We start from the raw sequence: 19,968 nt of genomic DNA, 5'->3' as shown, positions 1-19,968 counted from the left end.
CCACCAAAGGAGAGCTCTCCCCCCTCCGGCTTTCCGGGCTGCCCCGCGGCGACCCCAATCCCACCCTCCGCGTCCGCAGTCCCTCGACCTCCACCCCCGATGTCCGTGGACGTGCCACCCTCCTCCTTCATGCCGTCGGACATATCACCCGCCCCTTCGACATTCGTGGACACGCGACCCCCACCCCCGATGTCCGTGGACGCGGCACCCTCCCCCTCGATGTCCGTGGACGCGGAAACTTTTCGGCTGGGGAGGGCGAGGGCGGCCAGTGCGCCTGCCCGGAGGCCGTGGGCGTGGACGATGTCGGCGTCGCCGAGCAGCTTGCGGAGGGTGTGGGTGGTGCGGAAGTCGTTGAGAGGGTGGGGGCGGTCGGAGATGGGGAGGGGGGCGAAGGTCGCGCCGGTTTGGCTGAAGTTGAAGGTGGATTGGGTGGTGGGGGGACCGGCCACCAGGACGTCGTGGCCCGCGGTGGTGAGGCCGTGGGCGAGGGTTCGTACGTGCCTGCCGACGCCGCCGGAGCTGGTGCCCAGGACCAGGACGATCCTCATGCGCGGGTGGCCTTTCGTCTAAGGGTTCGGTCGAGGAGGGTCAGGAGGTCGCCTCGGTCGATGGCGGCGGCGGCGAGGGTTCCCACGGTCAGGGAAACGAGTCCGGCGACCGCGGTTTCCAGGACGCTCGGCCAGAGGGTCTGGGGGCCGAACAGGTGGACCACGGCGGATCCGGCGAGGTAGGCGGTGATGCCGCCGAGGAGGGCGGCCAGGCCCGCCCGGGGGACGCCGGTGAGGGCGTGGGAGCCGTGGGCCCGGCGTACCGAGAGCAGGAGGAGGAGGCCGCCGGCGGTCATGCCGACGGCTTGGCCGAGGGCGAGGCCGCCGAGTTTCCACGGCTGGGGGAAGGTGAGGGAGAAGGCGGTCTGGGCGGCTATGACGATGAGCCAGCCGGTCACCATGGCGCGGGCGGCGGGGCGGCCGTGGCCCTCGGCGTACAGGACGCGGCTGAGGTGGGCCATGAGGCCGTAGCCGAGCAGGCCGGGGGCGAACAGGGCGATGGCGCGGGCGAACTCGGGGACGGAGACGTCCGAATCGGCCTGCAGGAGGAAGACGGCGGCGATCGGGGCGGCGGTGGCGGCGAGAGCGCCCGCGGCCAGGCCCGAGATGAGCAGGATGACACGAGTGGTCTGGGCGGCGAGGGCGGCGAATCCGGCGCGGTCGCCGTTTTCGGCCCTGGCGGACAGGACGGGGAACGCGCTGGTCGCGATCGGGACGGCGAGCACCGCGTAGGGGACGAGGTAGATCGCCCAGGCGTAGTTGTACGCGGCGATCTGCCCGGATCCGGCCTGGTTGGCGAGTTTCACCACGACCGCCATCGCGACCTGCTGGGCGACGAGCGCGCTGAGCCCGGCCAGCGCGAGGGTTCTGACCTGCGCGCCCACCCCGGCCGGGAATCGGAGGGTGGGCCGCCAGCGCAGCCGCAACCTGGCGGTGGGGCCGAGAACGGTGACGACCAGCGCGACGACCCCCAGCGTGGTTCCGACGGACAGCGCCAGTTCGGCCGCTTCCGGAATCTCGCCGGGCAGGGTCTTTCCCTCGCTGAGTGGGACGAAAGCCAGATAGGCCACGATGACCACCACGCTGGACACCAGGGGGGCCAGGGCCGGGCTCGCGAAACGGCGGTGCGCCTGGAGTACGCCGTAGAGCACCACCGCGATGCCGTACAGGACGATTTGCGGGGCGAAGACCACGAGCATGCGGGTCCCGGTCGCGATCACGGCAGCGGGGTTGTCGCAGTCGGTCAGGTCGCCGACGAAGAAGCTCACGACCGGACCGGCCAGCAGGGCGGTGAGCAGGCTCAGCGGGATCAGCAGGAGCAGCACCCAGGTGAGCAGGGCCGAGGAGATCGCGCTCACCTCGTCGCGGGAGGCCCGCCCGGCCAGCACCGGGACGACCATTCCGGCCAGCGCGCCGCCGACGACGATCTCGAAGACCAGGTTGGGGATCTGGTTGGCCGTGTAGTACGCGGTGGACAGGCACGCCGTCCCCACCGTCCGGGCGAAGACGAGCTGCTTGCCGAACCCGGTGACCCGCCCCAGGATCGTGATGACCCCGATGAGCAGCGCGGCCCCGGCGACCCCCTGCCCGAGCCGTTTGATCATGCGGTCATCGGTGAGCAGGGGGCGGCACCGGCCGCCGGCCGATCATGTCGATGCGATGCAGGACCGGGTTGTTCGCGATGACCTTCGTGAAACTCACCTTCTCCGAAGCCGCCGTCAGCCCGACGACGACCCCGAGCACGCCGAGCCTGGCCTTCCGGCTGAGCCGGGCCGACGCGGCCAGGCCAAGCAACGCTCCCATCGAGTTGGCCCCGGCGTCCCCGAGCATCGCCCGCTCCGCCAGGTCCTCCGGCAGCAACGCCACCGCCGCTCCCAGCGGGATCGCGGCCAGTCCGGCCGTCGCCGGGCGGGAGCCGTACAGGGAGGCGGCGAGCAGCGGAGCCCCGGCGAGCAAACCCACCTTGATCGCCCGCCCCGGCCGCAGATCGAAGAGATTCGCCAGATTGGCGCTCCCCGCGATTATCGCCCCATCGATGAACAAATCCGCCACCCGCGACCCGGCAGCAGCCGACAGCCCACGCGCAGGATCCCCAAATGTCGCACCAAAATCCGAAATTTCGGCACTTGCGCCGGAGGGGTTGGTGCCCTGCTCGGCCAAGGCGGTGGCAATCCCGCTGGAAGGGATCGTGCCTTGCCGCCCGGCTGCGGCAATTATGTCTGAGGAGGTCGTGCTCTGCCGCCCGGCCAAGGCCGCGGATGCCAGGCCCACCGCCCCGATTCCGACGATCTTCACGGCTCCGCTGGTGACCTCCCGGCGAGCCAGAGCCGCCAGATGCCCCTTGAAGCCCTTCGACGCCGTCGTGCCGTAAATATCGTCATAACCACCCAGGAACCCGCTACCAACCCCCGCCAGCAGGGCAGCGGCCCGCACGCGCAAGGGCAGACCGGGCGTGACAGCCGCCGCCGCACCGGTCGCCGCCACATAAGCAGGACCCTCCAGGAGCGTGATCGGCTCACCACGGTGGTTGGTACGCGTCCACGTCTTCTCCTCGCCAACCGGAGGACGCCGCCGGAAGGCCGAATACGCGGCACGCGCCGCGACCGCACCGATCGCGGCGCCGGATATGGCGGCCAACCATGAACGATTGCCCACAGCACGTGTCCTAACGCTAGAAGTCAGCCGCCCGACGCCGGCGGGCTTGGGCTGGCGCTGGGGGTCGGCTCGAAGGCCGTCGCCCCGCTGCCGATGCCGTACGCCCCGGCCCGGCCAGCGTGTTGCTCCCGCAGAGCGTAGACCAGGACGACCCGCCCTGAAGGCATATCGAGGGTGTCGACCGTGGACACCTGCGACGCCTCGTCCCCCGAGTCGAGCAGCGCCGCGATGACCCCACCGGTCCCGGACGCGGTGGCCGTCCCGGCGAGCACGGTGCCGGCCGCGGCGTTGTCCAGCGCCCCGGCCACCGACACGACCGCGCCGTTCTGCGCCTCCGCCGTGTCCCCCTCGTACGGCGTGGACGGCGCGACCACGACGGCCAGCGTGGCCCGCTTGGCCGGATCGTCGGACATCGAGATGAACCCGCCCTCCTGGAACACGTCCAGCACCGAGGACGCGGCCGTGTTCACCGTCCCCGCCTGCATCGACGCGGTCGTCACGAGCGCGCTCGCCAGCACCTGCCCCGCCTTGTCGTACGGCGTGGCCCCCTCCGGGAACACCGTCCCGATCGGCGAGAGCTGCGCGGCGAGCCCTTCCACCACCCCGGCCTGCTCCGGCGCGATGAACTTCTCGGTCAGCGCCACCCGCCCGGTATAGGTCCCCCCGGCCAGCTCGATCATCTCCCGCACCTGGTCACGCAGCCCGCTGGGCGCGCCCGGCGCCTCCACGACCACCACGTGCTCGGCGGTCAGATCCCCTTTGACCAGCTCGGCGGCCGCGTTCGCGACGAACGCGCTGTTGCCCTCCTCGCGCGCCTGGAGGGCCGAGATCTGGTCACGCTGGTCCTGGTTCACCTTCTTGATGCTCTCCGCGGTCGCCTGCGCCGAGTTGATGATCGGTTCCTGCAGGACCGTGCTGCCGAGCACGATGCCCACCGTCAGCGCCAGGAAGATCGCGACGATGGAGACGAGGTGATAGCGAAAGTCAATCACGAGAAGAGTCCGACCACCCAGAAGATGAAGCCGTTCCACGTGTCCTGGAGCCCGTCCAGCCAGATCTTCCCGACCGGCGCCTTGAACAGCACCACCCCGATGGTGACCAGCGTGCTGGCGACGAGAAGCAGCAGGGACGCCGTGGAGATGCGGCTGCGATAGAGCCTGCTGACGCCTTTTGCGTCGATGAGCTTGCTGCCCAGCCGGAGCCGGGTGAGAAACGTGCTGGCCATCCCGGCCCGCCCCTTGTCGAGGAACTCGATGAGGGTGGCGTGGGTGCCGACGGCGACGATGAGCGCGGCGCCCGTCGCATCGGCCAGCAACATCGCGATGTCCTCGCTGGTCGCGGCGGCGGGGAACAGCACCGCGTCGTGCCCCAGCTTGTGCACCCGCTCGAGCCCGGGCGCCCGCCCGTCCCGGTAGGCGTGCACGACCAGCTCGGCCCCGCACGTCAGCGCGCCATCCGACACCGAGTCGAAGTCGCCGACGATCACATCCGGCTTGTAGCCCGCCTCCAGCAGCGCGTCCGCGCCGCCGTCCACGCCGACCATGATCGGCCGATACTCCCGGATGTACGGCCGGAGCGCCGCCAGATCCTCCTTGTAGTGGTACCCCCGGACCACGATGAGCACATGCCGCCCGTCCATGACCGTCTGGATCTCGGGCACCCCGACGCCGTCGATGAGCAGGTCCCGCTCGCGCCGGACATACTCCATCGTGTTCACGGTGAACGCCTCGATCTGGAGCGAGAGCCCGGCGCGGGCCTCGGTCATGGCGGCCCCGACGGACTCGGCCGTCTCGATCTCGCCCTTCCCCGCCGGTTCCTCGTCGAGATAGACCACACCCTCGTGAACCCGGACGAGATCCCCGTCGCGCACCCGCTCGAACAGCTCGGGGCTGGCGTTGTCGACGAGCGTCACGCCCGCCTCGACCAGGATCTGCGGCCCGAGATTGGGGTAGCGGCCGCTGATGCTGCTGGCCACGTTCACCACGGCCGAAGCACCGCATGCCACCAACGCCTCCGCGCTCACCCGGTCGACGTCAACGTGATCGATAATCGCGATCTCCCCGGCCTTGAGGCGCTTGGTCAGCCTCTTGGTCCGCCGGTCGATTCTCGCCACTGCCGTCACCCCGGGTAGGTCATTGACCTTCCTGCGGCGGAGGCCCGGAACCTTCACGCTCGGGACCTTCATCGGGACCATCCTGCCAGAGCGAACGACCATGAAGGCCCGACACCCCGGCACGTGTCAGGTTTGTCACAACCCAGCAGCCACGTTTCCGGTCAGACGGCGGCCTTCGCGGTGGCGGCTAACGAGAGAAGTTCTTCGGCGTGCGCCCTGCCCAGCTCGGAGTCCTCCAAACCGGCGAGCATGCGGGACAGCTCGCGGGCCCGGCCCTCACGGTCGAGGGTGACGACGCCGCTGCGCACGACGCTGCCGTCGCTCGCCTTCTCCACCACCAGGTGCTGGTCGGCGAAGGCGGCCACCTGGGGAAGGTGGGTGACGACGATGACCTGGGCGGTCCTGGCGAGCTTGGCCAGGCGCCGGCCGATCTCGACGGCCGCCTTGCCGCCGACACCCGCGTCCACCTCGTCGAAGACGAACGTCGGGACCGGGTCGGCGCCCGCGAAGACGACCTCGATGGCCAGCATGACGCGGCTGAGCTCGCCGCCGGAGGCGCCCTTGTTGAGCGGGAGCGGCGGGGCGGCCGGATGGGCGGCCATCCGCAACTCCACCTCGTCCACCCCATGCGGCCCGAAGTCCGGACTTTTCGTGATTTCAACGCTGACGCGCGCGTGGGGCATCGCGAGCGCGGTCAGCTCCTCCGTCACAGCCTGGCCAAATCGCTCGGCGGTGCCCATCCTGATCCGGGTCAGCTCCCCGGCCTGCTCGGTCAGCCGCTCGGTGAGCTCGTCGTGCTCCCGGGTCAGCTCCTCGATCCGGTCGTCGTCGCCGTCCAGCTCGGTGAGGCGCGCCGCCGACTTCCTGGCCCAGTCGAGCACCTCGGCCACGTCCGCGCCATACTTCCTGACCAGGCCGGTCAGCACCGAGCGGCGCTCCTGCACGGCGGCCAGCCGGGCGGGATCTGCCTCCACCGACTCGGCGTAGGCGGCCAGCTCGGTGGCCACGTCGTTGATCAGGTATCCGGCCTCGGCCAGCCGGTCGGCCAGCCCGCCGAGCACCGGGTCGAACTCGCGCACCGACTCGACCGCGGACCGGGCCGTGCCGACCAGCGAGACCGCGTCCTGCGCAGCCTCGGGCCCGGACATCGGGTCGCCGAGTAACGCGGTGTGCGCGGTGGTGGCGGCGTTCCTGAGCGCGTCGGCGTGCGAGAGCCGCTCGGCCTCCTCCTTGAGCTCCGCGTCCTCCCCCGCCTTCGGGTCGGCCTTCTCGATCTCGCCGAGCCCGAACCGCAGCACGTCGGCCTCCTGAGCGCGCTCCCGCGCCCGGGTGGTCAGCTCGGCCAGCAGCTCGCCGACCTGCTTGTGCCGCTTATACGACTGTTCGTACGCCCTGAGTGGCTTGACCAGCTCGTCTCCCGCATACCGGTCCAGAGCCGCCCGCTGCTTGCCGGGCTGGAGCAGCCGCTGCTGGTCCATCTGCCCGTGCACGGCCACCAGCTCCTCGGCCAGATACGTGAGCGTCCCGACCGGGACGGTGCGCCCGCCCAGCCAGGCCCGGGAGCGCCCCTCGGCGGAGACGGTGCGCGAGATGATGAGCTCGCCGTCCTCCACCTCGCCGCCGATGTCGAACACCTGCTGGGCCGCCCGGCCCGCGGGGTCGACCAGCAGCGTGCCCTCGATGGTGGTCTTGTCGGCGCCCGGGCGCACCCGCGCCGGGTCGGCCCGGCCGCCGAACAGCAGCCCCAGGCCGGTCACCACCATGGTCTTGCCGGCGCCCGTCTCACCTGTGACAACGGTGAATCCCGGTGACAGCTCCAGGACGGCCTCGTCGATGACGCCAAGCCCCTGGATCCGGACCTCCTCGACCCTTGGCCGCACTGGTCCCTCCCGTTCAACTGCGATGTCGGATGAGATCCTACGCGTAACTCGCCAAGATTTTCGAGTCGCGCGGACTCCATCAGGGGTTCCTGACGCGCCCGCGCCAGCCTTCCACCGGCAATCCGAACTTGGCGACCAGCCGATCGGTGAACGGCGCGCCGGTCGTCTCCGCGCCGAGCAGCCGGGCCAGCCTGACCGGGATCTCGCCCTTGGTGACCTCCACCCGCGCGCCCGGCGGCAGGTCGAACCTGCGCCGCCCGTCGCACCACAGCACGCCCGCGCTGGTCTCCGGCAGGATCTCCACCGCCACCCGGGCCCGGGGCGAGATCACCATGGGCCGGGCGAACAGGGCGTGCGCGCTGTTGGGCACCAGCAGCAGCGCCTCGACTTCGGGCCACACCACCGGCCCTCCGGCCGAGAACGCGTAGGCCGTGGACCCGGTCGTGGTGGCGCAGATCACCCCGTCGCACCCCCAGCGGGACAGCGGCCGCCCGTCGATCTCGGCCACCACCTCCAGCATGCGGTCGCGTTTCTCCACCGACGCCTCGTTGAGCGCCCACGTCCTGGCCAGCACCGTCCCGTTGACGCGGACCACGACGTCGATCGTCATCCGCTCCTCGACCTCGTAGTGGCTCTCCACCACCCGGTCGACGACCTCCTTGAGGTCCTCCACCTCGGCCTCGGCCAGGAACCCGACATGCCCGAGATTGACCCCCAGCAGCGGCACCCCGCCCTCGCGCGCCAGCTCGGCGGCCCGCAGCAGGGTGCCGTCCCCGCCCAGCACGATCATGAGCTCGGCGTCGGCCGCCGCGGCCGCCGACGCCGACACCACCTCGGCGCCCGGCTCGGCGACCAGTTCGGCCTCGTCGGCGGGCACCCGGACGTGCAGCCCGGCCCCGAGCAGCCGGTGGATGACCAGCCGGGCGCTGTCGACCGCCGCCTGCCGCCCGGTATGGGTGGTGATGAGAACGGTTCTCTTGGGAGTCATAAGGACCTCTCCGGTCTCCCGGAGGGGATGTCCGGGCGCACGGTCAATGGGGTCCCTCCGCGATGGCGCGGTCGATGGCGGCCGTGAGGTCGGCGACGGGTTCGTGCTCCAGGCCCTTGCCGAGCCTGATCAGGTATTCGACGTTGCCGGACGGACCCGGCAGCGGGCTGGCGGTCACGCCCTTCACGATCAGGCCGAGCCCCGACGCGGTCGCGGCGACCTCGCGGACGGAGTCGGCGCGCAGGGCCGGGTCGCGGACCACGCCGCCCGCGCCGACCCGGTGCTTGCCGACCTCGAACTGGGGTTTGACCAGCAGGACCAGCTCGCCGCCGTCGGCCAGGCAGGCGGTCAGGGCGGGCAGGACCAGCCGGAGCGAGATGAACGACAGGTCCCCCACGATCAGCGTGGGCGGCTCGCCGACCAGGTCCGGGGTCAGGTCGCGGACGTTCGTCCGCTCCATCACCGTGACCCGGTCGTCGGTGCGCAGCGACCAGGCGAGCTGGCCGTAGCCGACGTCCACCGCGAGCACGTGCGCCGCCCCGTGCCGGAGCAGCACGTCGGTGAAGCCGCCGGTGGAGGCGCCCGCGTCCAGGCAGCGCCGCCCCTCGACGCGCAGGTCGGCGAAGGCCGCCAGCGCGCCCAGCAGCTTGTGGGCGCCCCGGGACACGTAGTCGGGCCCCTCGGCGGCCACGGCCACGACGATGGCGGACGCGGTGTCCACCTGCGTGGCCGCCTTCCCCGCGACATGGCCGCCCACGCTCACCCGGCCGGCCTCGATGAGCTGCGCCGCCTGCTCCCGCGAGCGGGCCAGCTTGCGCCGCACCAGCTCGCTGTCCAACCGCCTCCGCTGGCTCACCGCGCCGCCCTCACCCTCGGTGCGAGCGGCGCGCGGCCGTCACCGCTTCCGATCACGTACGCTCGTCCACCGACGCGAGCGTGTGCTCCAGGTCACCGAGAACCTCCTCGAAAACGGCCACATGCTCCCCTACGGGACGCTCGGCGAGCCCGTCGAGCCGCGCCATCGCGCTCTCGACCGACCCGTCACCCCCCGAGGTACGCCCCGCGACCGCTTCCGGTTCAGGCGACCCCTCCGCCTGGATGTTATGCGGAAACGCCGGTTCCGCGCCCTCCCAGCCCGCTTCCGTCATGAACGCCCTCCACTCCCCACCGACCGCCGCCCACCGGCTGCGGCCTTCTTCACTACCGCTTTCTTGGCCACCGTCTTCTTGGCCACCGCTTTCTTGGTCGCGGGCCGCCCAGCGACCACGCCCTTCTTCGCTCCGGCCGCCTTTCCGGCGGCCAGCTTGCCGCCGACTGTCTTAACACCGGCCTTGGCCGCCGTCATCCTGCCCGGCTTGACGACTGCCGAACTGACCCTGCTCGCCGACTTGGCCGTAGCCCGGCTCAGCGGCTTGGCCACCGCCTTGCTCGCGATCCTGCCCGCCGTCTTGGCGATCGCGCGGCTGGCGGCCGCCGCCTTCGTCGTCTTCCGAGCGATTCCACTCGCCTTCGTGCTGGTACGGCTTCGCGTGGTGGCCGGCTTCGTGGCGCCGGTGGCCCTGACGCTATCGGAAGCCGCCGGCATCTTCCTCCCGGCCGGACGGGCGGCGGGCTTCACGCGGGCACTGGTCACCCCGATCCGGCTCGCCCCGGCCGCCGTCACCTTCCGCGAGGAACCCGGCGTGCTCCTCGTGGTCCTGCTCGTCCGGGACGTGGCGGTCCGAGACGTGCCGGTCCGAGACGTGCCGGTCCTGGACGCGGCAGACCTGGACGTGGCGGTCCTGGGCTTCGCGGGCGTGGACGAGGCGCCTCGCGTGGACACGCGCTTGGCGGTCCCGGAGGCGGAGATGCTCTTCGCCTTGGCCGGAGCGGATTTCGCGGCCGACTTGGATTTCGCGGCCGGCTTGGTCGCCGATTTCGCGGCCGGCTTCGCCGCGGATTTCGCAGCGGATTTGCCGGTGGCCTTCGTGGCCTTCGTCGTGGCCTTCGCGGCCTTGGTGGTCTTCGTGGCGGCTTTGGTGGACGGGCTCTTGCTCGCCGGGCCTCGTTTCGCCGAGGCCGAACGCGCGGTCGCCGAACGTGCGGTCGCCGAGCGGGCCGTGGTGCGGGTGGCCGTTCCGGCGGACTTCGCCGACAGGCGGGATTCGAGTTCCTCGACCCGGTCCTGAAGGCGGTCCACCTTTTCCGCCCGTACCAGATCGAGCACGAGCAGGACCTTGTCCACCTCGGTGCGGATGATCTTGGTGAGCTGCTCGCGGTTGGCCTTGCCGACCGCGACGAGTTCCTCGACGAGCTGACCGGCCTGGGCGGACATCTGGCCGAGGCCGGTGTCCCGCGAGGACATCATCTCCTTGACCGCGGCCTGCGCTTTCGCTTTGGTCACGTCGGTCAGCCCGGTGGCGACCTGGACGTACCCGCGGAGTGCTTCGAACACCATGCGAACCCCCTTATCCCTGACACGCCCCCACGTGCCAGATTTCGCGTAGTACTCATGTGGAACGCTACCGTCCGATGTGTAGAGGCATTTGACCGGTCCGCATATAGAGGGGTGGACGCATGGCGAGCGTCGAAGAATGCCGGGCTGCGCTGGAGAAACTCGTCGAGCAGTTCGACGAGATCAGTGATGAGGATCGAGCCCGTCACGTGGTCGAGCGAAGGCTCTCCTGCCGCATCTCCGACCTCGACGTCACCTTCTACGGCCGCATCCACCCCAACGGCCTTGACCCCTTCAAGGAAGCCCCGCCGCCGGACGGCCAGCAGCCCGAGATCAGGCTCACCATCCGCAGCGAGGACCTGCTCGCCCTCGTCAACGGCGAGCTCGACATGGCCAGGGCCCTCCTCGGCGGCCGCGTCAAAATCGACGCCAGCCTCGGCGACCTGCTGCGCCTGCGCCGGCTGCTGTAGCGGCCTCAGCGCTGCGGCAGCGCGTGCAGGACGGATTTGACGGCGTCCTCGTCCGCGGCGGTTTCGCCGACCGCCGCCCAGGTCGCGGCGCAGGCGGCGCGCAGGGCGTCGATGGGCTCGCCCGCGCCGGTGAGGTGCAGCCGCCCGCCCCGCCAGGACGCGGTCCAGGATTCGCAGCTCCAGTCGCCGCCCGAGCGGTGGATCTCGGCGGCGGGGGCGTGCAGGCCGGAGAGGTCCGCGGCCATGTGGGTGGGACGGTGGGCCGGGACGGCGGTGAGCAGGTCGAGGGGCGTGGTCACGCCGGTGAGCACAAGGAGGCTGTCGACATTCGCGCGGGTGGCGCCCTCGATGTCGGTGTCGAGCCGGTCCCCGACGATGAGGGGCGACTCGGCGTTGGTGCGGATCATCGATTCGCGGTGGAGCGGGGGTTCCGGCTTGCCCGCGACGACGGGCCGCACACCGGTGGCGGTGGCGATGACGCGGGTCATCGAGCCGTTGCCCGGGAGCTCGCCGCGCGCGGTGGGCATGGTGGTGTCGGCGTTGGCGGCGACGAACCAGGCGCCCTGGCGGACGGCCAGCACGCCTTCGGCCAGCAGGCCGTACGAGATGCCCTCCCAGATGCCCTGGACCACGGCGGCGGGGGCGTCCAGCGCGGTGGTGACCGGCCGCAGGCCGAAGTCGCGCAGGGCGCCGCGCAGGCCGGTGCCGCCGACGACCAGGACCGGGGAGCCGGGCGGCACGTGCTCGGCGATGAGGCGCGCGGCGGCCTGGGCGGAGGTGACGACGTCCTCGGGGGCGGCGGCCACGCCCAGGTGGGTCAGGTGTTCGGCGATGGCGGCCGGGGTGCGGGAGGCGTTGTTGGTGACGAACGCCAGCCGTACCGACTTGTCCCGGGCGGTCCGCAGGGCTTCCGGCGCGCCTGGGACGGCGTTCCTGCCCAGGTAGACGACGCCGTCGAGGTCGAGCAGGAGCGTGTCATACCGGTCGATCAGGGTCACGCCTGCCTCGCGTGCAGGGTGGCGCGGATCTGGGTCAGGGCGGAGACGTAATGCCGCAGGTCGGGGCGCATCGCCGCGGCGACCGCCAGCGGTTCCTGCGCGCCCTCGATGTCGCCGGTGCGCCACAATGCCATGCCAAGACCATAGTGGGCGTAGTCCTCCGCCGGGTTCGCGTTCACGATCCAGCGGAAGCTGTCGGCGGCCTCCGCGTACCGCTTGGAGTTGAACTGGGCGCGGGCCAGGGCCTCGCGGATGCTGCGCGAGCCGGGTTCCGCGTCCGCGGCGCGCTCCAGCAGCGACGCGGCGGCGGCCGGACTGCCCTCTTCCAGGAGTTTGACGCCTCGCTGGTACCAGTCGTAGACGTCCCCCGCTGGGCCGCCGGGGGAATCAGCGCCGCCGTCCTGTGCATGGATCATGTGTGAGGCCTCCTGCGAACCGATTTCCTGACGAACCGGGCACCGCTTCCGTGGGGAGTCCGGGCGTTTATGGCAACATGCCCGGTATGGAGAGTTCTGAACGGGCGGGACTAGTGCTGCGTCCGTTCCACGGCGTTCGATACGCCGTCGACGACATCGCGGCCGTCACGTCCCCGCCTTACGATCTTATTTCCCCCGGCGATGCCCAGGCTCTGTTGGACGTCCATCCCAACAATGTGGTGCGGCTGATCCTTCCCGGCGCCGGCCACTACACGGACGCGCACGTGCTGCTGGAGGACTGGCTGGCCTCCGGCGTGCTGGTCACCGACCCGGAACCCGCCCTCTACGTGTACGAGCAGAGCGGCGTCGGCGTCTTCCAGCGCGGCCTCATCGGCGCCGTGGGGGTGGACTCGGATTCCGTGCTGCCGCACGAGAACGTCATGCCGGGCCCGGTGGCCGACCGATTGGCGCTGATGCGCAGCACCGGGGCCAACCTGGAGCCCATCTTCCTGCTGTACGCGGGGGGCGGGCCCGCGTCCACGCTCGTGGACGAGGTCGCGACCGGGCGCGAGCCGGTGCTGGACCTGCACGGGCGGGATGGCGTACGGCACCGGCTCTGGGCGGTGACCGGCGCTGATGAGATCGCGGGGGTGGCGGCGGATCTGGCGGGGCGGCAGGCGCTCATCGCGGACGGGCACCACCGTTTCGCCACCTATCAGGCGTTGCGCGAGGAACGAGGGGTGCCGGGGCCGTGGGACTCGGGGCTGGCGCTGCTGGTGGACTCCACCGCGTATCCGCCGGATCTGAAGGCGATTCATCGGGTCATTCCCGGTCTGCCCTTGGAGGAGGCGGCGGCGCGGGCCAAGGGCGCCTGGCAGGTGCAGGAGTTCACCTCGCTCGAAGACGCGCTGGCCGGGCTCGCGTCGGCTCGGGGGCCGGCGTTCGTGCTGGCCGGGGAGGGCAACGCGCATCTGCTCACCGATCCGGATCGGATGCAGGTCGAGCACGCGATGCAGGGGGACAGGTCGGCGCGGTGGCGGTCGCTGGGGACCTCGATTCTCAACGAGTTCCTGTTGCCGAAGGTGTGGGGCATCGAGGACGACGAGCAGACGGTGCTGATCGTGCATCATGACACGGAAGCGGCGGTGCGGCTGGCCCGGGCGCGCTCGGGGACGGCTGTTCTGCTCAATCCGCTGAAGGCGGATGAGGTGTTCGCGGTGGCCGCGAACGGGGAGCGGGTGCCGCGCAAGTCGACGTCATTCGCGCCCAAGCCCGCCACGGGACTGATTCTCCGCACCTTCGCGGCAGGCTGAGCCGCCGGGCTGGTTAGGCTCGGCGTGTGGAGAATGTGACGCCGCTGGGCGGGGATGTGTATGAGATCGATACTCGGATGGCGGGGTTCTCCGGGATTACGGCCGGGTATTTGATCTTGGGGGATCGGCCCTGCCTGGTGGAGACGGGGACCGCCACGTCGGCGCCGGTGGTGCGGGACGCGCTGGCCTCGCTGGGGGTGGGGGCCGGGGATCTGGCGACGGTGGTGGTGACGCATATTCACCTGGATCACGCCGGTGGGGTTGGGGATATCGCGGGGATGTTCCCGGCCGCGGAGATCGTGGTTCATGAGAAGGGGGCGCGACATCTGGTCGATCCGTCGCGGTTGATGGCCAGTGCGGCGATGGTGTGGGGGGACAAGCTGGATGTGCTGTTCGGGGCGCTCGCGCCTACCGAGGCGGCGCGGATCAAGGCCCTGGGAGATACGGGGGTCATCGATCTCGGGAACGGGCGCACGCTGGCCAGTCACTACTCGCCGGGGCATGCCAAGCATCATGTCGGGCTGATCGATTCGCTCACCGGGGATCTGTATGTGGGGGATGCGGCCGGGGTGTACATGCCGGAGACCGGTGATCTCCGGCCTGCGACGCCGCCGCCGGATTTCGATCTGGAGACGGCGCTCGGGTCGATTGAGTTGTTCGAGGCGCTTGGGCCGCAGCGGTTGTTGTTCAGCCACTATGGGCCGGTTGACGATGTCGCGGCGGTGCTGGAGAGGTCCGCGGAGGAGTTGCGGGTCTGGGTGGATCTGACCAAGCGGGCGCGGTCCGCGGGGCTTGATCTCGATCATGCGGTGGCGATGGTGCGGGACAGGACCAAGGAGCGGTACGCGGCGTTGCGTGGCGCGGACGAGACCGCCGAACATTTCGAGTTGCTCAGCGGAGCGCCGTCGAATGTGGCGGGGATTCTGCATTGGCTTGATCGGGTGGAAGTGCCACGGTGACGCGAAACGGATCCCCGCCCGGGCGGGCGAGGATCCGTTTCTGCCAGCGTTCGGCTCCGTCTACATTCGGCTCCGTCTGCTATTCAGCTCCGTCTGCATTCGGGTCTGTCTGCGTTCGGCTCCGCCTGCATTCAGTTCTGTCAGCTGGCTCTGTCGGCTTTCGGCGTTTAGGTCAGGCTTCGGGCTTCGGCTTCGGGTCGTCGAGGACGTCGCCGAAGTCGGGCTCGATGAACGCGGGGCCGAGCGGGACAACCGGATCTTCGGGCTTGGCCGCCTGGTCCTGGCTGGTTGAGGTCGGCTCGGCAGGCGTTTCATCGCTGGCGGACTCGGTCGTCGTGGAGGTAACGGCCGTTTCGTCAACGACAGGCTCGGCCGCCGCCTCAGCAGCGGGTTCCACGGCGGGCTCGGCGTTCTCTTCTTCCGGCTCAGCTACCGAAATTTCCGACTTTGGCGCAGCTTCCGCGACGATCTCAGCTTCTTCGCCAGAATCATCGGACTCCGCACCGTCGTTTTGCGGTGAGTGGTCGGCCTTCGCCGTGTCAGCCTTCGCATCGTCGGTCTTCACCGAGTCAGTTTTCGCCGTGTCAGTTTCCGCTGCGTCGGTCTTCGCGTTGTCGGTCTTCGCGTCGGTCTTCCCGTTGTCGGGCTTGGTGCCGTCGGTCTCGGCGTCCTTCGTGTCCGGCGGTGAGTCGAGAAGGTCGCCGAGGTCGACCGGCAAGTCGTCGAGGGATTCGTCGAGATCGTCCTCGTAATCCTCCTCGACGTCTTCGATGACCGCGCCGGTCAGTTCCGCGTAGCGTTCCGCGGCGTCGGTTTCGCCCTCCTCGTCGAAGGCCATCGCGCGGCCGAACCAGTCGGTGGCGGCGGCTTCGTGGCCCGCGTGCGCCAGCGCGTCCGCGTACGCGAAGGCCAGGCGCGCCGACCACGGCTTCGGCTGGGGGTCGCGCAGTTCGGGGATGCGCTGGAGGGTGATCACGGCCGCGTCGTGCTGGCCGAGATCGCGGCGGGCGCCGGACTCGACGATCGCGAGCTCGATCCGGCCGGCCCGGTCCAGGCGCTCGGCCTCCTTGGACTTGACCAGGTCGAGGGCCCGCTCCGGACGTCCAAGGCCACGCTCGCTGTCGGCCATGATCGGCAGATACGCGTCAGATCCGGTCATCCGCCGGGCCGCCCGCAGGTCGCCGAGGGCCTCCGCGTACTGACCGGCGTGGTAAGCCGCGATCCCGGTCGCCTCCCGGACGATCCCGATCCGTCCGGCGAACCTGCGGGCCACCTTGGCGTGCTCGTACGCGCGCTCCGGGTCTTCCTGCTCCAAGGCCCTGGCCGTGGCGACCAGATGGCTGGCGACCAGGTCGGCCAGATCACCGGGAAGCGAGCGAAGCTCGTCACGCGCCTCCTTGTCCAGCTCGTCCGGCGTGATGTCCGCGTCCAACTCGGGCAGCTGCTCCCGCTCCTTCGGCTGCGGCGCTTCCTCCTCGCGGCCGTAACGCGCACGGCTACCCTCGGCGTCCCTGCTGAACGGCCGCACACCCGCACGATCATCGGACGACCGCTGCGGGCGATCACCCCTGTCATCGAACGAACGTTGCGGCCGATCGTCACGATCGTCGACCGGCCGCTGCGGCCGATCGTCGCGGTCGTTGAACGAGCGCTGCGGCCGATCCCCGCGATCCTCGAACGACCGCTGCGGGCGATCACCACGATCGTTGAAGGAACGCCCGCCGCGATCATCCCGCGAGCCATAACGGCCGCCGAAACCACCGCCACCACGCGAATCACGATCACCGTAGGAACGCTGCGGCCGATCCCCGCGATCGTTGAACGGCCGCTGAGGACGGTCTCCCCGATCGTTGTACGGACGCTGCGGCCGGTCGCCACGGTCATTGAAGGGCCGCTGGGGACGATCTCCGCGATCCTCGAACGACCGCTGCGGGCGATCACCACGATCGTTGAAGGGACGCCCGCCCCGGTCATCCCGCGAGCCATAACGGCCGCCGAAACCACCGCCACCACGCGAATCACGATCACCGTAGGAACGCTGCGGCCGATCCCCACGATCATTGAACGGCCGCTGAGGACGGTCCCCACGATCGTCAAAGGACCGCTTCGGCCGGTCATCGCGGTCGTTGAACGGCCGCTGCGGGCGATCTCCCCGGTCGTTGAACGGCCGCTGCGGACGATCCCCGCGATCATTGAACGGCCGCTGCGGCCGGTCGCCACGGTCATTGGACGGCCGCGCCGGGCGGTCACCCCGGTCGTTGAACGGCCGCTGCGGACGGTCGCCGTAGGGACGCTGAGGCCGATCGCCCCGGTCGTTGAAGGGCCGCTGGGGCCGGTCGCCGCGATCGTTGAAGGGCCGCTGGGGCCGGTCGCCGCGATCGTCGAACGAACGCTGCGGACGGTCGCCGGAGGAGCGCTGCGGCCGGTCGCCGCGATCGTTGTAAGGCCGCTGCGGACGGTCACCGCGATCGTTGTAAGGCCGCTGCGGACGGTCACCGCGATCGTTGAAGGATCGCCGGGGTCCGTCGTTCTCGCGGAACGGACGGTTGCCTCGGTCGGAACCGTACCGGTCACGGGTGGCGTCACGGTCGCCGTAGCGCTGCGGGCGGTCGCCGCGGTTCGCGTCGCGGTCGCCGTAGGGGCGCTGGGGCCGGTCGCCGCGGTCGGCGTAAGGCCGGTCACCACGGTCGCCGTAGGAACGCTGCGGGCGATCGCCGCGATCGTTGTAGGGCCGCTGGGGGCGGTCACCGCGGTCGTCGCGGGAGCCATACCGGCCGCCGAAACCGCCGCGGGAGTCACCTCGGGAGTCACCCTCGCGGGGGCGGAAGGGGCGTCCGCCCCGGTCGTCGGAGCTGTATCGGTTGCCGGACTCGCGGGGGCCACCTCGGCTGTCCGCGCGGAAGGGCCGGTCGCCACGGGCCCCAGGGGCGTCATCGCGCCGCTCTCGATGGCCGCTACCGGCCCGGTCGCTGTTCTCTTCGCCACGGCCCGCGCCGTCACGCCCGTCTTCTCTGTTCACTTCTGTCCTCTGTCGCTCGCTCACCGCGTACGGCTCGGCGTCCCGTTTCGGAGGCGGCTGCGCGGTTCGGGCATATCTCGGCTCGCGTCCCTGCTCCGACGCGACGAAGGCCACCCAGCTTGGTGGGGTGGCCCGGCCCGTCCAGCCTAGCAAGTGATGGCGACTGCGCGAGCCCCCGTCACGGTTTGCGCCCGTAGGTGACCGCGTGCATCGGGGTCAGCTGGAACCAGCCCAGCTCGGTGAACCCGTGCCTGGCCAGCAGTTCGTCGTACGCCTCCCGGGGCAGCAGCTGGTCCCCGATCTGCGCCTCGAAGAACTGGATCCCCGACATGATCCGCCCGGGCACCTCGCGCAGCCCCGCGTCGGAGGCCGGGAACGGGAAGTCCGAGATCACAAACCATCCGCCGGATTCGAGAGCGTCCATGCTCCGCCGGGTGACTTCGTCGATGTCACGGCATTCGTGCATGGAGATGTTGTTGAGGACCAGGGTGAACCCCTCCCCCGGCGCCATCGTCTCCAGCGGGCTGGTGATCAGCTCGGCGCGCACGCCCTCGGCGCCGAGCAGCTTGGCCGCGTTGGCGATCGAGTGGGCGTCCCCGTCCACTCCGGTCAGCTCACAGGCGGGGTACGCCCCCGCGAGCCGGAGCAGGCCACGACCGGAGCCGCAGGCGGTCTCCAGAATCCTGCAACCAGCGCTGAGACGCTCGGCGAGGCCGGGGATCTGGTCCAGGCCGGCCGGGATCAGGCGGGTGTAGAACGGGGTTCCGGTGCCCGCGACTCCGGCGATGAAGCCGGGGTCGCAGCCGTCCCACCACAGGCGTTCCCCGGACGCGAGCACACGCTCGAAGCGGCCGAACATCTCGTCCTGTTCGAGGACGGTGAAGACGCCGCCGACGTAGGCGGGGCTGGTGGTGTCGAGCAGGAGGGTGGCCATGTGCGGTTCCAGCCAATACGTCTCGCCCTGCCGGTCGCAGACCTGGGCGCCGTAGGCGGCCCGGCACCAGGTGGCGACGTAGAACGGGTCCAGTTCCAGGTCGGCGGCGAGCTTGTCGGCGGTGAGGCCGCTCGGGATCTCGGCCAGGGCTCGGATGAGGCCCTGGCGGATGCCGATGGCGATGGTACGGTGCGCGGTGTAACCGGCCAGGTGCGGCATGAGAACGGCGGCCTGGTCGCGAAGTGTGGTCATGATGTCGTGCTCCTTGCGTTCTTCCACGTCGTTGTTGCTTCCACCCTCAGGGCGCGGGGGCGGTGGTCGATAGTGCGGGAAGTGGAGCAGCGGCGGTACACATTGTGTACTGGCATGCGGGCGCGGCGGGCCCTACGTTCAACCTATGACGGGATACGGCCAGTTCTGCCCGGTCGCGAAGGCCGCCGAGTTGCTCGATCAGCGCTGGATGCTGCTGGTCGTGCGGGAACTCATGGCGGGGAGCCAGCATTTCAATGAGATCCGGCGGGGTGTGCCGAAGATGTCGCCGACGTTGCTCAGCCGGCGGCTACGGGAACTGGTCCAGGCCGGGGTCGCCGAACGGACCGAGGACAAGCGGTATGTGCTCACTCCGGCCGGGAAAGAATTGGGGCCGGTCGTGGACGCGCTCGGGGCCTGGGGGACGCGGTGGGTTCCCGAGCTGGGTGATCCCGATCTCGATCCGCATTTGCTGCTGTGGGACATGCACCGCAGCGTCGATCTCACCGCGTTGCCGGCGGGGCGCACCGTAGTGCATGTGGTGTTTCCCGAGGTGATTCCGGCTGTCCGGCGATGGTGGCTGGTCATGACGCGGGATGGCGCCGAGATCTGCGATTTCGATCCTGGGTACGACGTGGCCGTCACCGTGGAGACGTCGTTGCTGGAGATGTCGCGGATCTGGCGGGGGGATGTCGGGTGGGAGCAGTCGCAGCGTTCGGGGGTGCTGCGTATTCGGGGACTGGCGAGTGCCTGCCGGGACCTTGGCCGGTGGCTGCAGTTGAGCAAATACGCGGCCACACCTCGGCCGATCTGACCTGGCCCAGAAAATACGAAGGGCCCCAACCATTCGGCTGGGGCCCTTCGATAAAGATTGTCCGGCGGCGTCCTACTCTCCCACACCGTCCCCGGTGCAGTACCATCGGCGCTGGAGGGCTTAACTTCCGGGTTCGGAATGTAACCGGGTGTTTCCCCACCGCTAAAACCACCGAAAC

The 19,968-nt window shown here is 70.4% G+C and carries 20 protein-coding genes and 1 rRNA gene; 6 read left to right on the top strand and 15 right to left on the bottom strand.

Annotated elements, in window-relative coordinates:
• The 10 genes from ABGB08_RS52325 to ABGB08_RS52280 form a co-directional block, all read right to left on the bottom strand.
• A partial coding sequence (locus ABGB08_RS52325) for a glycosyltransferase family 4 protein (protein WP_347607320.1) occupies positions 1-548 on the bottom strand: 548 nt, incomplete at its 3' end.
• The gene (locus ABGB08_RS52320; RefSeq protein ID WP_347607317.1) at positions 545-2,152 is read right to left on the bottom strand and encodes a lipid II flippase MurJ; all 1,608 of its coding nucleotides are present in this window, start codon (positions 2,150-2,152) and stop codon (positions 545-547) included. The genes ABGB08_RS52325 and ABGB08_RS52320, both read right to left, overlap by 4 nt.
• A gap of 4 nt (positions 2,153-2,156) precedes the next feature.
• Complete coding sequence (locus ABGB08_RS52315; protein ID WP_347607314.1) at positions 2,157-3,185, bottom strand: hypothetical protein; 1,029 nt, start codon at positions 3,183-3,185, stop codon at positions 2,157-2,159.
• 41 nt (positions 3,186-3,226) lie between these two features.
• Positions 3,227-4,195 (bottom strand): copper transporter, encoded by a 969-nt coding sequence (locus tag ABGB08_RS52310; protein WP_347607311.1) that lies wholly within the window; start codon positions 4,193-4,195, stop codon positions 3,227-3,229.
• Positions 4,192-5,388 carry a putative cytokinetic ring protein SteA gene (gene steA, locus ABGB08_RS52305; protein ID WP_347607308.1) on the bottom strand — a complete coding sequence of 399 codons (1,197 nt, stop codon included), beginning with the start codon at positions 5,386-5,388 and terminating at the stop codon, positions 4,192-4,194. The genes ABGB08_RS52310 and steA overlap by 4 nt, the downstream gene beginning before the upstream one ends.
• 89 nt (positions 5,389-5,477) lie before the next feature.
• Positions 5,478-7,196: a DNA repair protein RecN gene (gene recN / locus ABGB08_RS52300; protein ID WP_347607305.1), complete on the bottom strand. Its 1,719-nt coding sequence runs from the start codon at positions 7,194-7,196 to the stop codon at positions 5,478-5,480.
• 79 nt (positions 7,197-7,275) lie between these two features.
• Positions 7,276-8,184 (bottom strand): NAD kinase, encoded by a 909-nt coding sequence (locus ABGB08_RS52295; protein ID WP_347607302.1) that lies wholly within the window; start codon positions 8,182-8,184, stop codon positions 7,276-7,278.
• Between the two features lie 43 nt (positions 8,185-8,227).
• Positions 8,228-9,040 (bottom strand): TlyA family RNA methyltransferase, encoded by an 813-nt coding sequence (locus ABGB08_RS52290; RefSeq protein WP_347607299.1) that lies wholly within the window; start codon positions 9,038-9,040, stop codon positions 8,228-8,230.
• A 52-nt stretch (positions 9,041-9,092) separates the two neighbouring features.
• Positions 9,093-9,332 carry a hypothetical protein gene (locus ABGB08_RS52285; RefSeq protein WP_347607296.1) on the bottom strand — a complete coding sequence of 80 codons (240 nt, stop codon included), beginning with the start codon at positions 9,330-9,332 and terminating at the stop codon, positions 9,093-9,095.
• Positions 9,329-9,529: a hypothetical protein gene (locus tag ABGB08_RS52280; protein ID WP_347607293.1), complete on the bottom strand. Its 201-nt coding sequence runs from the start codon at positions 9,527-9,529 to the stop codon at positions 9,329-9,331. Before ABGB08_RS52280 ends, ABGB08_RS52285 begins: the two co-directional genes overlap by 4 nt.
• A gap of 10 nt (positions 9,530-9,539) precedes the next feature.
• Here ABGB08_RS52280 and ABGB08_RS52275 point away from each other — a divergent pair, with 10 nt between their 5' ends.
• Entirely contained in the window at positions 9,540-10,352 is an 813-nt protein-coding gene (locus ABGB08_RS52275; RefSeq protein WP_347607290.1) for a hypothetical protein, read from the top strand.
• Positions 10,353-10,740: 388 nt separating this feature from the next.
• Entirely contained in the window at positions 10,741-11,088 is a 348-nt protein-coding gene (locus ABGB08_RS52270; protein WP_155351903.1) for an SCP2 sterol-binding domain-containing protein, read from the top strand.
• A gap of 5 nt (positions 11,089-11,093) precedes the next feature.
• Here the strand turns inward: ABGB08_RS52270 and ABGB08_RS52265 are convergent, their stop codons facing one another.
• Both ABGB08_RS52265 and ABGB08_RS52260 read right to left on the bottom strand, forming a co-directional pair.
• Positions 11,094-12,086, bottom strand: coding sequence for an HAD-IIA family hydrolase (locus ABGB08_RS52265; protein WP_347607287.1), 993 nt, complete (start codon positions 12,084-12,086; stop codon positions 11,094-11,096).
• Positions 12,083-12,502 (bottom strand): tetratricopeptide repeat protein, encoded by a 420-nt coding sequence (locus ABGB08_RS52260; protein ID WP_155360823.1) that lies wholly within the window; start codon positions 12,500-12,502, stop codon positions 12,083-12,085. Before ABGB08_RS52260 ends, ABGB08_RS52265 begins: the two co-directional genes overlap by 4 nt.
• An 86-nt stretch (positions 12,503-12,588) precedes the next feature.
• On the opposite strand from ABGB08_RS52260, the gene ABGB08_RS52255 reads away from it, so the two are divergent.
• A complete protein-coding gene (locus ABGB08_RS52255; RefSeq protein ID WP_347607284.1) occupies positions 12,589-13,815 on the top strand; it encodes a DUF1015 domain-containing protein in 1,227 nt (408 codons plus the stop codon).
• A 26-nt stretch (positions 13,816-13,841) separates the two neighbouring features.
• Positions 13,842-14,774 (top strand): MBL fold metallo-hydrolase, encoded by a 933-nt coding sequence (locus tag ABGB08_RS52250; RefSeq protein ID WP_347607281.1) that lies wholly within the window; start codon positions 13,842-13,844, stop codon positions 14,772-14,774.
• A gap of 172 nt (positions 14,775-14,946) precedes the next feature.
• Here ABGB08_RS52250 and ABGB08_RS52245 read toward each other — a convergent pair whose 3' ends face one another.
• On the bottom strand, positions 14,947-16,302 hold the full coding sequence (locus ABGB08_RS52245) for a hypothetical protein (protein ID WP_347607278.1): 1,356 nt from the start codon (positions 16,300-16,302) through the stop codon (positions 14,947-14,949).
• Between the two features lie 57 nt (positions 16,303-16,359).
• Here ABGB08_RS52245 and ABGB08_RS52240 point away from each other — a divergent pair, with 57 nt between their 5' ends.
• Complete coding sequence (locus ABGB08_RS52240; RefSeq protein WP_347607275.1) at positions 16,360-17,943, top strand: hypothetical protein; 1,584 nt, start codon at positions 16,360-16,362, stop codon at positions 17,941-17,943.
• A 28-nt stretch (positions 17,944-17,971) separates the two neighbouring features.
• On the opposite strand, the gene ABGB08_RS52235 is transcribed toward ABGB08_RS52240, so the two are convergent.
• On the bottom strand, positions 17,972-18,979 hold the full coding sequence (locus ABGB08_RS52235) for a class I SAM-dependent methyltransferase (RefSeq protein ID WP_347607272.1): 1,008 nt from the start codon (positions 18,977-18,979) through the stop codon (positions 17,972-17,974).
• Between the two features lie 145 nt (positions 18,980-19,124).
• On the opposite strand from ABGB08_RS52235, the gene ABGB08_RS52230 reads away from it, so the two are divergent.
• Positions 19,125-19,790 carry a helix-turn-helix domain-containing protein gene (locus tag ABGB08_RS52230; RefSeq protein ID WP_347607269.1) on the top strand — a complete coding sequence of 222 codons (666 nt, stop codon included), beginning with the start codon at positions 19,125-19,127 and terminating at the stop codon, positions 19,788-19,790.
• Between the two features lie 59 nt (positions 19,791-19,849).
• Here ABGB08_RS52230 and rrf read toward each other — a convergent pair.
• Positions 19,850-19,966, bottom strand: a 5S ribosomal RNA gene (gene rrf / locus ABGB08_RS52225).
• Positions 19,967-19,968: the final 2 nt, after the last annotated feature.

Origin of the sequence: Acrocarpospora sp. B8E8 (assembly GCF_039871605.1) — a bacterium.
Lineage (GTDB): Bacteria > Actinomycetota > Actinomycetes > Streptosporangiales > Streptosporangiaceae > Acrocarpospora > Acrocarpospora macrocephala.
Note: the sequence above shows the minus strand (reverse complement) of the source record. Positions and strands in the feature narration are given on the sequence as shown.

Excerpts from the sequence above, each read along its gene's own strand:
- ABGB08_RS52320 (WP_347607317.1), bottom strand. The coding sequence starts at position 2,152 with ATGATCAAACGGCTCGGGCAGGGGGTCGCCGGGGCCGCGCTGCTCATC.
- steA (WP_347607308.1), bottom strand. The coding sequence starts at position 5,388 with ATGAAGGTCCCGAGCGTGAAGGTTCCGGGCCTCCGCCGCAGGAAGGTC.
- ABGB08_RS52295 (WP_347607302.1), bottom strand. The coding sequence starts at position 8,184 with ATGACTCCCAAGAGAACCGTTCTCATCACCACCCATACCGGGCGGCAG.
- ABGB08_RS52285 (WP_347607296.1), bottom strand. The coding sequence starts at position 9,332 with ATGACGGAAGCGGGCTGGGAGGGCGCGGAACCGGCGTTTCCGCATAAC.
- ABGB08_RS52280 (WP_347607293.1), bottom strand. The coding sequence starts at position 9,529 with ATGACGGCGGCCAAGGCCGGTGTTAAGACAGTCGGCGGCAAGCTGGCC.
- ABGB08_RS52270 (WP_155351903.1), top strand. The coding sequence starts at position 10,741 with ATGGCGAGCGTCGAAGAATGCCGGGCTGCGCTGGAGAAACTCGTCGAG.
- ABGB08_RS52260 (WP_155360823.1), bottom strand. The coding sequence starts at position 12,502 with ATGATCCATGCACAGGACGGCGGCGCTGATTCCCCCGGCGGCCCAGCG.
- ABGB08_RS52255 (WP_347607284.1), top strand. The coding sequence starts at position 12,589 with ATGGAGAGTTCTGAACGGGCGGGACTAGTGCTGCGTCCGTTCCACGGC.
- ABGB08_RS52235 (WP_347607272.1), bottom strand. The coding sequence starts at position 18,979 with ATGACCACACTTCGCGACCAGGCCGCCGTTCTCATGCCGCACCTGGCC.
- ABGB08_RS52230 (WP_347607269.1), top strand. The coding sequence starts at position 19,125 with ATGACGGGATACGGCCAGTTCTGCCCGGTCGCGAAGGCCGCCGAGTTG.